The sequence below is a fragment of the Nitrospirota bacterium genome, from assembly GCA_035873375.1.
GTDB lineage: Bacteria > Nitrospirota > Thermodesulfovibrionia > Thermodesulfovibrionales > JdFR-85 > BMS3Bbin07.
On the sequence record JAYWMQ010000006.1, the window covers coordinates 58,631 to 70,662 of the forward strand.

The 12,032-nt window shown below is 46.7% G+C and carries 13 protein-coding genes; 2 read left to right on the forward strand and 11 right to left on the reverse strand.

Annotation, left to right across the window (positions count from 1 at the left end):
* Positions 1 to 94 precede the first annotated feature (94 nt).
* Positions 95 to 259, reverse strand: a complete 165-nt coding sequence (locus VST71_01530; protein MEC4684399.1) for a macro domain-containing protein — start codon at positions 257 to 259, stop codon at positions 95 to 97.
* A gap of 395 nt (positions 260 to 654) precedes the next feature.
* Here VST71_01530 and cfa point away from each other — a divergent pair, with 395 nt between their 5' ends.
* Together cfa and VST71_01540 are read left to right on the forward strand one after the other, a co-directional pair.
* Positions 655 to 1,776, forward strand: a complete 1,122-nt coding sequence (cfa, locus tag VST71_01535; GenBank protein ID MEC4684400.1) for a cyclopropane fatty acyl phospholipid synthase — start codon at positions 655 to 657, stop codon at positions 1,774 to 1,776.
* A gap of 42 nt (positions 1,777 to 1,818) precedes the next feature.
* The gene (locus VST71_01540; GenBank protein MEC4684401.1) at positions 1,819 to 3,087 is read left to right on the forward strand and encodes an HD domain-containing phosphohydrolase; all 1,269 of its coding nucleotides are present in this window, start codon (positions 1,819 to 1,821) and stop codon (positions 3,085 to 3,087) included.
* Here the strand turns inward: VST71_01540 and VST71_01545 are convergent.
* The 10 genes from VST71_01545 to trmFO all read right to left on the reverse strand — a co-directional run bounded on the left by VST71_01545 (position 3,081) and on the right by trmFO (position 11,953).
* The gene (locus VST71_01545) at positions 3,081 to 3,617 is read right to left on the reverse strand and encodes an isochorismatase family cysteine hydrolase (GenBank protein ID MEC4684402.1); all 537 of its coding nucleotides are present in this window, start codon (positions 3,615 to 3,617) and stop codon (positions 3,081 to 3,083) included. The two genes, VST71_01540 and VST71_01545, sit on opposite strands and share 7 nt — an antisense overlap.
* A gap of 104 nt (positions 3,618 to 3,721) precedes the next feature.
* Positions 3,722 to 4,603: an acetylglutamate kinase gene (gene argB, locus VST71_01550; protein ID MEC4684403.1), complete on the reverse strand. Its 882-nt coding sequence runs from the start codon at positions 4,601 to 4,603 to the stop codon at positions 3,722 to 3,724.
* Positions 4,604 to 4,779: 176 nt separating this feature from the next.
* Entirely contained in the window at positions 4,780 to 5,259 is a 480-nt protein-coding gene (gene yjgA, locus VST71_01555; GenBank protein ID MEC4684404.1) for a ribosome biogenesis factor YjgA, read from the reverse strand.
* A gap of 9 nt (positions 5,260 to 5,268) precedes the next feature.
* A complete protein-coding gene (locus tag VST71_01560) occupies positions 5,269 to 6,408 on the reverse strand; it encodes a THUMP domain-containing protein (GenBank protein MEC4684405.1) in 1,140 nt (379 codons plus the stop codon).
* Between the two features lie 39 nt (positions 6,409 to 6,447).
* Positions 6,448 to 7,023 carry an FmdE family protein gene (locus VST71_01565; GenBank protein MEC4684406.1) on the reverse strand — a complete coding sequence of 192 codons (576 nt, stop codon included), beginning with the start codon at positions 7,021 to 7,023 and terminating at the stop codon, positions 6,448 to 6,450.
* Entirely contained in the window at positions 7,023 to 7,676 is a 654-nt protein-coding gene (locus VST71_01570; GenBank protein ID MEC4684407.1) for a septal ring lytic transglycosylase RlpA family protein, read from the reverse strand. Before VST71_01570 ends, VST71_01565 begins: the two co-directional genes overlap by 1 nt.
* 11 nt (positions 7,677 to 7,687) lie before the next feature.
* Positions 7,688 to 9,073, reverse strand: coding sequence for an ATP-dependent protease ATPase subunit HslU (gene hslU, locus VST71_01575; protein ID MEC4684408.1), 1,386 nt, complete (start codon positions 9,071 to 9,073; stop codon positions 7,688 to 7,690).
* 28 nt (positions 9,074 to 9,101) lie between these two features.
* Complete coding sequence (gene hslV, locus VST71_01580; GenBank protein ID MEC4684409.1) at positions 9,102 to 9,629, reverse strand: ATP-dependent protease subunit HslV; 528 nt, start codon at positions 9,627 to 9,629, stop codon at positions 9,102 to 9,104.
* A gap of 135 nt (positions 9,630 to 9,764) precedes the next feature.
* Positions 9,765 to 10,652: a tyrosine recombinase XerC gene (gene xerC, locus VST71_01585; protein ID MEC4684410.1), complete on the reverse strand. Its 888-nt coding sequence runs from the start codon at positions 10,650 to 10,652 to the stop codon at positions 9,765 to 9,767.
* Entirely contained in the window at positions 10,649 to 11,953 is a 1,305-nt protein-coding gene (trmFO, locus tag VST71_01590; protein MEC4684411.1) for a methylenetetrahydrofolate--tRNA-(uracil(54)-C(5))-methyltransferase (FADH(2)-oxidizing) TrmFO, read from the reverse strand. Before trmFO ends, xerC begins: the two co-directional genes overlap by 4 nt.
* Positions 11,954 to 12,032: the final 79 nt, after the last annotated feature.

A 12,032-nucleotide genomic window follows, 5' to 3' on the forward strand; every position in this document is an offset into this window, starting at 1 on the left:
AATGGGTGACAGGTGTCAGGTAATATGCTTACCGCTTGACACCTGTCACCTGAGCCAACAGGTACGAAGCCAATCCTGTCACTCTCTTTCTGTATTATCTCTCAACCTTTCTTGCTATTGCGCCTGCTACACCACCGCCGTGTTTGAGATGGGAGTTTGCAGCGTTTACGATGACATCCACATCCCTTTCAGTAATATCACCCTTAACAAGCCTGAGGGTTTTGCTCTTTATTCTCCTCTCCTTCTTTACCTCCATCATAAGCATCACCTCCTTATCTGAATTTGCAGGTTCTGCTGAATTTTATGTATTTGTAGAAATTAAATACATAGGTTCTGAGTAGAGTGCTATTCATAAATAATTCATAAATATAGAATATTATTTAAGAGTGCACAAAGAAGTCAACAAATAAACGTGTGATCAAATCATGAGCTCATCACGTTTTATTTGACGGGAAGTTCTCTCTTGACAACGATCAGATTATCTGCTATATCTTAGAGAGAGGGAGCTGTAAGGGGAGATAAATTTAAGGCGAAAAATAAGTCACTATGAATGCGGTTACTGTTACTTATGACGCGCTTCTTTCCCTTAAGTGAAAAAAACGTTGAGGCCACAAGAGCTTTTAAGAACTTTTTTAATTTGGGAGTCATTGAAAAATGAAAAAGGACAAATTTAGAGGCACAGCAGAAAAGCTCCTTTCTTTAGCCGGAATAGGAATTAACGGCAAGAATCCCTGGGACCTGAAGGTTCATAATGAGAGTTTTTACCAGAGGGTTTTAAATCACGGCTCCCTTGGGCTTGGAGAGTCCTATATGGATGGATGGTGGGATTGCGACAGACTTGACGATTTTTTTTGCCGTATGCTCAGATCCGAAATACATAACAAGGTCAAAGAGGACTGGATACTTCTTTCCAGGGTTCTATTGTCAAAAAGCATTAATATGCAATCAAAGAGACGGGCTTTTAGAATTGGCGAGATGCATTATGACCTTGGGAATGACTTATATGAAAATATGCTTGACAGGCGCATGGTTTATACTTGTGCTTATTGGAAGGATGCAAAAACGCTGGATGATGCCCAGGAGCATAAACTGGATATGGTTTGCCGGAAAATAGGATTGCAACCCGGTATGAAAATTCTGGATATCGGCTGCGGATGGGGAAGCTTTGCGAAATACGCTGCAGAGAAATATAAAGCTGAGGTAACAGGGGTTACCGTCTCCAGAGAACAGGTGGAACTTGCAAGGACATTATGCAAGGGGGAACCTATTGATATCAGATTGCAGGATTACAGGGATGTTACCGGTAAATTTGACCACATAATCTCCCTGGGCATGTTTGAACACGTGGGTTATAAAAATTACAGGACATACATGGAGGTCGTGGACCGTTGCCTGAAGGATGACGGTTTGTTTTTGTTGCAGACTATTGGTGGAAACGAGTCGGCAGTTAACACGGAACCCTGGCTCGATAAGTATATCTTTCCCAATTCCGTAATACCCTCGGTTAAACAGATTGGAGATGCAATTGAGGGATTGTTTGTCATGGAAGACTGGCATAATTTCAGTGCTGATTATGATAAAACACTTATGGCGTGGTATGGAAATTTTGACATGAATTGGAATAAGATAAAGTCAAACTATGATGAAAGATTTTACAGGATGTGGAAGTATTATCTGCTGACCTGTGCAGGTTCATTCCGTGCAAGAAAGAATCAGGTATGGCAGATTGTCTTTTCCAAAAAAGGTGTTCCTGAAGGGTATCGGTCCATACGTTAAAAATACTTTCAGATGCAGTGATAACCGTAAAGTGAAAGCCAAATGATAATAGAGCCCCAGGTTCACCTGTTTGACCTGATAAAGTGCCTCTCCAGGGCTATGGACCTGATTAGCCCGGCTGTTGTTAATCATCATGAACGGGTAGCCTACATTGCATTCAGCATTGGAGCAGAGCTGGGGTTGTCAATGGATGAACAGAATGACCTGATATTGGCAGGGGCACTGCACGACAGTGGCGCCCTTTCCCTTGAGGAGAGGTTAGATGCTCTGGAGTTTGAAACCAAAAACCCTCACAAGCATGCTGATTTAGGCTACATGCTTCTGAGGGGGTTTGAACCACTCTCTACAGCAGCCCTTCTTGTACGGTATCACCATGTTCCCTGGAATGACGGGAAGGGGATGGAGTTCAGAGGGAGTGAGGTATTGACAGGCAGCCATATCCTGCATTTGGCTGACAGGATAGCTGTGCTTATAAACAATCAGCAGGAAGTGCTTGGACAGGGAGATATTATATGTGAGAGGATTAAGGAACAGTCAGGAAGGATGTTCATGCCTCAACTGGTTGATGTCTTCAATGGTTTGGCCAGGAGAGAATATTTCTGGCTTGATGTCGCCTCCCACTCAATAAGTTCTGTTCTTCAGGGAATGGCGAGGTTGAAAACCGTTAAACTGGATATGGAAGGCCTTCTCGCTTTGTCGGACCTGTTTCGTCAGATTATCGACTTCAGGAGCCGCTTCACTGCTAATCACTCTGCAGGGGTGGCAGCATGTGCTGTGGCCCTGGCCGATTTTGCCGGCTTTTCTGAACGTGAATGCCGGATGATGAGGATTGCCGGACATCTGCACGACCTGGGGAAACTTGCCGTGCCAATAGAGATTCTGGAGAAGGAGGCAAGGTTGACAGCAGAAGAGATCAGGGTTATCAAAAGCCATACCTTTTACACTTACCGTATCCTTGAGCATATAAGCGCCCTTGATATCATTAATGCATGGGGCTCCTTTCACCACGAACGTATTGATGGCGCCGGTTATCCCTTTCATCACAAAGGCCGGGACCTGTCTCTGGGGTCCAGGATCATGGCAGTTGCAGATGTCTTTACCGCTATTACAGAGGACCGTCCCTACAGGAAAGGGATGAGCAAGGATAAGACCATAGGGGTCCTCAGAAAGATGGTTGATGATCTGGCGCTGGATTCCGGGATCGTATCATTGCTGTTCCGTAATTTTGATAAAATTAATACTTTCCGTGTGACTGCCCAGAAGGCGTCGGTCAAGGAATATCATAGATTTCTGCAACAGGCGAATCAATAGCTGTCAGACAAAATCTTTACACCCAACACATTTTTCATAATCCTTAGGGCAGCGTCATGGTCTTCCGGGGCGATGCCTGCCACACCGTCCCTTACCACTTCAACATCATATCCTCTTAGCACTGCATCGGATGCAGTAAAGAGTATGCAGATATGAGTAACACATCCTGTAAGGCGGAGGGTGCTTATTCCAAGTGTTTTAAGGGTGCTGTCGAGTTTTGTCCTGTAAAAGCCTGAGTATGTGGTTTTCTCAATAATAATATCACTGTTGGAGGGTTTCAGGTCATCAATAATCTGGGCTCCGATGGTACCCTTGACAGCATGTGCAGGCCACTTGAAACGCTTGAACTCTATATCGTCAGGCTCATGAGCGTCACAGATGTAAATAATCTGTCTCCCCTCCCTGCTGGCATGCTCTATCTCCCTCTTTATGGCGGGGATGACTTTTCTTGTATCCGGAACCTCAAGAGGTGCCCCTTCTCTTACAAAATCATTCAGCATATCAATAACAAGCAAGGCGTTTTTTGACATATCAACCTCCTCATACTGTAAACTTTCAGCAACTGGTAATCAGTAGCTTGTTTCAGGGACATGCTGCTAAATACAATATCAGGTTTTGGCTGAAAACTGAGTGTTTACCTGATAATCTCTGTCCCTATTCCCTCTTCCGTGAATATCTCGAGCAGCAAGCAATGGGGGCCCCTTCCGTCCACTATATGGGTCTTGTTGACGCCGCTCTTCAGTGCCTCAACACAGGCCTGCACCTTTGGTATCATTCCTCCGGAGATGGTCCCGTCATCAAAGAGTTTTTTCAGATTTTTCTTTTTAACAGTGGAGAGGATTTCTCCCTTCCTGTCAAGGATTCCGGGCACATCCGTCATTAAAATCAGTTTTTCAGCCTTCAGGGCCGCGGCAAGTGAAGCCGCCACATAATCTGCATTTATATTCAGCGTCTCTCTCTCTGTACCTTCGCCAATAGGGGCAACAACTGGTATAAACCCATTACGTTCAAGGCCAACCAGCACATCCGGGGTTACTTCCTTTACTTCTCCAACAAGGCCCAGGTCTATAATCTCATCAGCTCCTGTCTCAGGTGAAGCCCTCTTTATGACCTTTTTGGATGCACGAATCAGTCCTGCATCCTTTCCTGTCAGACCCACGGCCTTTCCGCCATGTCGGTTAATGAGAGTAACGATCTCCTTGTTGACAAGCCCCCCCAATACCATCTCGACGATATCAATGGTCTCCTTGTCAGTCACCCTCTGTCCATGGATAAATGTGGGCGTCTTGCCCATCTTCTTCATGATCTCGGAGATTTTTGGCCCACCACCGTGAACAATCACTGTATTGATACCAATATAGTTGAGCAAAACCACGTCCTGGGCAAAGGCATCCATCAGTGCCGGTTTAATCTGAGCTGCGCCCCCGTATTTTATTACAAAAGTCTTTCCGTAGAACTTCTTGATATACGGGAGGGACTCAATCAGTATCTCTGCTTTTTCAATCAGTTTCTTCATGCCTTTTCACCTGACAATTTATTGGATCCTGTGACTTTGCGCTAACGACTCAGACAAAATCAAGCAGGTTTTTATTCTGAAAACCGGTGTTTATTTTAACACATTGATTGTCCTGCCTGCACTTGAATCAGTTTCGAAACTTCAGGCAGGGCAGGGGGCAAGGAGGGGGGTGACGGTTACCCGCTACGTATTTCCTTCAGGTAGCGGAAGAGTAGCCGTGATGCCCTGGGTGGTTTATTGTTTAGTTGTTCCTTTTCCGCATTCCGTATGAGTTGAGTCAGTTTCTGACGGTCTGCAGCAGGGTATCCTGTTAATATATCCTCGATAAGGGCTTTATTTCCGGCTATCAGCTCATCCCGCCATCTCTCTATCTCCCTGAATTCCAGGGCTTTTTTGTAGTTTCCCTGTTCCAGTTGACTAAGGGCCTCCCGGATAGGCTCGGTATCACATCTTCGCATCAGGGTGCCGATATACTGAAGCTGCCTTCGGAGTGCCCCGTGTTTTTTGAGTGTCTTTGCAAACATGACGGCTTCGTGGATTTCAGCAGGCAAGTCAATATCCTCGATCTGTTCTTTCGGGAGTTTCACGAGTTGCTCTCCAAGGGCCTGCAGGGAGAGTGCTTCTTTTTTCTTCTGTGTTTTACTTATCTGGTCCATTTTTATTTATTAAAATAACTCATATTTTACCAGTCTGCCGTCAAGGCCACCTGTTTTTAACGGTTTTTTCCATGTGGCCCTCAGCCCCAGTTTTTTAATGAGTTCCCGTTCGCCAAAATAAATATATGCGGTAGAGCCCGTGCATTTCTTCTTCAGAAAATCACCAAGCGATTTGTACAGGAAATCAATCTCCTCTTTCTTTCCCATGCGGATACCATAGGGAGGGTTTGTGATGATAACCCCGTTCTTTATACCCTGGCTCTCCCTGAAATCAAGCACCTGGAGCCTTACTCTATCCCCGTACTGCAAACTCCGGGTGTTTATCCTTGATATTTCAACAGCCCTTGTGGATAAATCACTTCCGGAGATAATCCCATCCGGCAATTCTCGGATTTGCCTGTCAAGTTCTTTTTTTACCATTGTCCATACTGATCTGTCATAGTCCGGCAGACATTCAAATCCAAAGTGTTTGCGATAAATACCGGAAGGAATCCTGCAGTAATGCATCAGTGCCTCACAGAGCAGGGTGCCGGAGCCGCACATCGGATCATAAAGCGGAACAGCGCCGTTCCACTCCGCGTATCTGATAATCGCTGCGGCAACTGTCTCCTGCATTGGTGCAGCGAGGGCATCCTTTCTGTATCCCCGCCGGTGAAGGGATCCCCCGGAAGTGTCCAGGCTTATGGTGGCCTTGTCCTTTCTTATGTAGAGGTTCAGCCATACATTCGGTGTTTTTGGATCAACGTCAGGCCTCTTTCCGGTTATCTCACGAAACGAGTCGACAATTGCATCTTTCAGACACAGGGATGCATAATGTGAATTGTTTATCTGACTGTTTGATACATTGCCAAAGACAGCAAAGGTCTCTTCCACAGACATAAAATCCGTCCACTTTATCTGTTTTGCCCTTTTGTATAGTTGGTCGGTAGTCCTGCAATTAAAAGATATCAGAGGCGCAAGTATTTTTGAAGCGAGTCTTGCGGCATAATTGATTCGATAAAGCGTTTCTTTATCAGCACTAAAATGAATTCCACTGTATTCGGGGCTGATTGCCCCTGCCCCGAGTTCGGACAGCTCCCGGGCTCCCAGTTCTTTTATGCCATCGGCAATCTGTGCAAAAAAACTATTGGTTTTCTGATATTCATACATAAATAATTTCGGGGAAAAGACGGTTCAAATTCTTTAACCTCATCCTTCTGCACAGGGAATACAGACAGTTTCACCGTTCTTCAGCCGGGTTCTTGGCTCCATTACCTTCTCTCCGCAGATGGCGCAACTAACCGATGGATATATTCTTGCTTCCCTCGGCAGTTCTGTCTCTGCTGTTTTTACCTCAAACAGCTCACTGTCCGCTGCATTCATTATGGCCTCTGTCTTTCTTGCCTTTCTGTTGTGCACAGCTTTCAAAACCTCTTCTGACCTGTCTCCTTCAGCATAACGCTTCCACATCTCCTTCTCTTCTTCAGTCTCGGCAGGGGGTGTCCACTTAACGGCAATCCTTAATGTCTTTCCTGAAGGTCTCATTACGAATGTATAAACCTGTTTGCCGTAATCCCTGAATATGAGATTGCCTTTTCCGAAAGTACACCCTGTCATCACCTGAATGGCGTCCACGGCACAGGAATTATTCTCTACAATTGCAACCAATTCCTCATCTTCAGACCTTGGACCAAACTCTCTGAGCACTAATTCAGATACCCTGTAGCCAAGGGCAAGGCCGGGACATACATGTCCGTGAAACCTTACCACATCTTCAAATGTCATTAAAGCACCTCCCTGTATTTCGTTACAAGTATCCTGTAACCCTCTCTGGAGAGGTTTTCAGCCAGTCTGTCGGCATATTTGCGGTCTGTGAACTTTCCTATCATGACCCTGTAGTAACGGTTACCCCTTATCGAGATTTTTCTGATATAGACCTTGCGGTAAGTGCGTGACAGCGCTGATTTCAGATCACCGGCGTTTTTATAATCACGGAATGATGCGATCTGTATGGTAAATGGACCGGCGGAAGAGGAGACGTACTTTACCGGCCGGACAAAGGACATGTCCCTTCCCATATAATTCACCCGCACCCTTGCAGTGCCTTTATGTATCAACCCTATCTTTTTTGCGGCACCATATGAAAGGTCTATATCCCTGCCACGTATAAAGGGTCCCCGGTCATTAACCTTTACCACAACCGAGCGTCCGTTTTCCGGATTGGTAATCTTGAGTTTTGTACCAAAGGGCAGGGTCTTGTGTGCTGCTGTCCGGGCATACATATTATAAGTCTCGCCCGAGGCGGTCAGCCTTCCGTGGAATTTCTTGCCATACCAGGAGGCTACCATGTAACGGTCTTCAGACCTTGTTTCATGTCTTGAGGCAGCGCATGCCGGTAACAGCAATACAATAATTAAAAGCAGCAGAGGCCTTTTCATATCAGGGACTCCTACAGAATATACCTGCTTAGGTCCTCGTCCTTCACGATTTCACTTAGTTTTTCTCTGACATAGTCACTGTCTATCTTCAGTGAAGTGTTTCTTTTTTCAGGGGCGTCAAAGGATATCTCTTCAAGGAGTTTTTCTAGTACGGTATGAAGCCTCCTTGCCCCGATGTTTTCGGTCTTCTCGTTGACTGTGGCTGCAATGGACGCTATCTCGTCAATGGAGTCATCGGTAAAGTGTATATGCACCTCTTCGGTGGCAAGAAGGGCGATGTACTGCTTTACAAGAGCGTTGTCAGGCTCTGTAAGGATACGGATAAAGTCTTCCTTCCCAAGTGAATCAAGCTCGACCCTTATAGGAAACCTTCCCTGGAGCTCAGGGATAAGGTCGGAAGGCTTGGACATATGAAAGGCGCCGGCTGCAATAAAGAGTATGTGTTCCGTGCGGACAGGGCCGTGTTTGGTGGTTACGGTTGTTCCTTCAACTATGGGCAGGAGGTCTCTCTGGACTCCCTCTCTTGATACATCCGGTCCCTGGGCTGACCCTCTTGATGCGACCTTGTCTATCTCGTCAAGAAATACTATGCCGGTCTGCTCAGTGCGCCTGATGGCCTCTTTTGTGACCATATCCATATCAATCAATTTATCCGCCTCTTCACGTGTGAGCAGCTGAACGGCCTCTGCGACTTTTACCTTTTTTCTCTTCGGCTTTTCAGGCAGGAAACTGCCCAGCATCTCTTTCAGGTTGATCTCAAGGTCCTCGAGTCCAACATTGGAGATGACTCCAAGGGGCATCACTTTTTCCTTGACCTCAATCTCCACGTAACGGGAATCGAACTTTCCCTCCCTGAGTTGAGCCCTCAGTTTTTCCCTTGTATCTGAATGTTTCTGTTTCTCTTCCTCTCCCTGGTCTGTTTCCTTAAACCCCTTTCTCGGAAGCGGCAGCAGGAGGTCAAGAAGCCTTTCCTCAGCAAGGGTCTTTGCCTTTTCCTGAACCTTTGCAAAGTGCTCGGTCTTGACCATGTTGACGGCAATCTCGGTAATGTCCCTTATTATGGATTCCACGTCCCTTCCAACATAACCGACTTCCGTAAACTTTGATGCCTCCACCTTCATAAACGGTGCATTTGCAAGTTTTGAAAGCCTCCTTGCAATCTCTGTCTTTCCTACACCGGTGGATCCGATCATTATTATATTCTTGGGCAGGACTTCATCGCGCAGTTCAGGGCTTAACCTCTGTCTCCTCCATCTATTCCTCAGCGCAATGGCAACGGCTTTTTTGGCATTATGCTGCCCTATGATAAACTTGTCAAGCTCTTCAACAATACGTCTTGGTGTCAACCCTTCGAGAGAGGTTTTTTCCTCTGTGCGAGGGCTTTTTTGGTCTGTCATATCTTCGGTCTTCTCCAGAATTTTCATTTTATAACTCCTCGGTTATTATTCGTTCATTTGTGTAAATGCATATGTCGGCTGCAATCTTCATGGCCTTCTCAACTATATCTCCGGCTTCAAGCGCTGTATTTTCATAAAGGGCCTTTGCTGCAGCCTGGGCAAAGGGTCCGCCTGAGCCTATAGCAGCAATACCTTCCTCCGGCTCTATTACGTCACCTGTGCCGGATATGATGAATGTATGCTCTGAATCCGCAACTATAAGTAGGGCTTCAAGCCTCCTGAGTATCTTGTCAGTCCTCCAGTCCTTGGCAAGCTCTACCGCTGCCCTGGTGATGTTGCCCCTGTAGGATTCAAGTTTTCCTTCAAACTTTTCAAAGAGTGTAAAGGCATCGGCAGTAGCACCTGCAAAACCTGTGAGCACCCTGTCCTGATACATCTTTCTCGTCTTTCGTGCATTGTGCTTCAGGACTGTATTTCCCATTGTCACCTGGCCATCACCGCCAATGGCAACTTTTCCGTTTTTCCTGACGCATAATATAGTTGTGCCTCTTATCATTGAAAGTCTCCTTGTCCTGTCCAGTTAGTCTCTGTCCATAAACTCAATTGGCCTTTCTCTCGTCCTCAGGCAATTTGTTTCATTGAACCTTTTATATTCAGATGAAACATAATTACATATTATAGCAAAGATACTTTATTTTTCTCCCTTTCTCTTTTTTGCCAGGGGATGGGCATTATCATAGACATCCATGAGATGCGTGATGTCCAGATGTGTGTATACCTGCGTGGAGGAGAGAGAGCTGTGTCCGAGGAGCTCCTGAATAACCCTCAGGTCAGCGCCGCTCTGCAGGAGATGAGTGGCAAAGGTGTGCCTGAGAGTATGTGGCCCAATCTTTCCGCCAAGCCCTGTCTCTCTTGAATATTTTACCACTATCCTTCTGATGCTCCTGTCCGTCAGGCGGGACCCCTTCCTGTTCAGAAAGATAGCCTGGGTCTCCTTTTTCATCAGAGACCTCTCTATCAGATATACCTTTAATGACTCGATTGCCTTGTTTCCCACAGGGACTATCCTCTCCTTTTTCCTCTTGCCCCTCACCTTTATCAGGCCATCCCGCATGTTGAGGTCTTCCATATCCATGCCGGCCAATTCACTGACCCTTAACCCGCTTGAATAAAGGAGTTCAAGGATTGCCCTGTCCCGCGCCTTCTGAAACCCTATGCCTTCGGGTTTTTCAATTATCGCGAATGTTTCATCAACCGAAAGAAATCGTGGTAACCTCTTCTGTTGTTTCGGGTTCGGCACCAGGCGGGCCGGGTTTGAGCTTATGTGACTCTCTCTGTGGAGAAATCTGAAGAATGATCGTAATGTGGCAAGCTGCCTGCTTACTGTAGACCTTTCCATGCCGTCCTTCAGGCGGTGGGCAATAAACCCCCTTATATCACTCAACTCTATATCTGCCGGAGATTTCCTTACAAGGGTAAAGAATTCCTGGAGGTCCTTCCTGTAGGCCCTCAGGGTGTGAGTGGACGCACCCTTTTCAAGCTCCATAAACCTCAGAAACTCCTTCATGTATTCATTCATTCAACCGCCCTTATATATTCATTCCATGCTGCGAGGGCCTTTTCTACGATATATGCACGCCGCTTTCTCTTGTCTTTAATCCTGATGTCAGGTGCGGGGAGAAGCCCGAAGTTAATGTTGCTTGGCTGAAAGCCCTCGGGCGGAGATGTTGTAATATAACGGATCAGCGATCCATGTGCTGATTCCCCGGGCGGTGCAGTAAAGCTCATGCCCTTCAGCCTCCTTGCAGCGTTTATACCGGCAAGAACCCCCATGGCCGTGGATTCAATATAACCTTCAACCCCTGAAAGCTGACCAGCAATATAGGTTTCAGGGCTTACCTTGAGAGCAAGGTCGGGGTTCAGAAACATGGGACCATTAATAAAGGTGTTCCTGTGGATGCTTCCATAGCGCATAAAGACTGCATTTTCAAGCCCGGGGATGAGCCTAAAAACCCTCTTCTGCTCCGGCCATTTAAGGCGTGTCTGAAACCCTACCATATTATATGCCGTTGCATCCCTGTTCTCAATCCTCAACTGGACGACTGCGTACGGCACGTTCCCTGTGCGGGGATCAGTCAGCCCGACGGGTTTCATGGGGCCGAAACGCAGGGTGTCCTTTCCCCTCCCTGCCATCACCTCAACAGGCATGCATCCTTCAAAAACCCTTTCATCCTCAAAGGCCCTCGGGGTTACCATGTCAGCCTCTGAAAGGGCATTATAGAACCTCTCATACTCATCCCTGTCCATCGGACAGTTCAGGTAGTCAGGTTCTCCCTTTCCGTAGCGTGAGGCCCGGAAAACCCTGGAGTAATCAATGCTGTCTGCCTCTATAATCGGGGCTATGGCATCATAGAAATAGAGGTAATCACCTCCGAGCAGTCTCCTGAGTGAGTCGGACAGCGCATCTGAAGTCAGAGGCCCGGTTGCAATAATACATGGCCCCCCGGGAATCTCTGCAATCTCTTCCCTTATCACTTCTATCAGTGGGTGGGTCAATAACCTCTGTGTTATGTATTCGGCAAATAGCTTTCTGTCAACAGCAAGGGCAGAGCCGGCAGGTACGCTGCATTCAGCAGCAGCCTTCATCAGCAGGGAGCCGGCCATCCTGAGCTCATCCTTGAGGAGTCCTGCCGAGGTAACGGGCTCCTTTGACCTGAGGGAGTTTGAACATACGAGCTCTCCCAGGAGGTCCGTCTTGTGCGCCCCGGTTGTCTTGTCCGGCCGCATTTCGTATAGTCTTATACTAATCCCTCTCTGAGCTGCCTGCCAGGCTGCCTCACTGCCGGAAAGTCCTCCACCTATGATTGTAAGTGTTTTCATGATATCAAAAAAAACTTTAATAACAGACACCTGGATATAGATTGTCCGGGACAAAAGATTTCTTGTGTTGTTATAATAA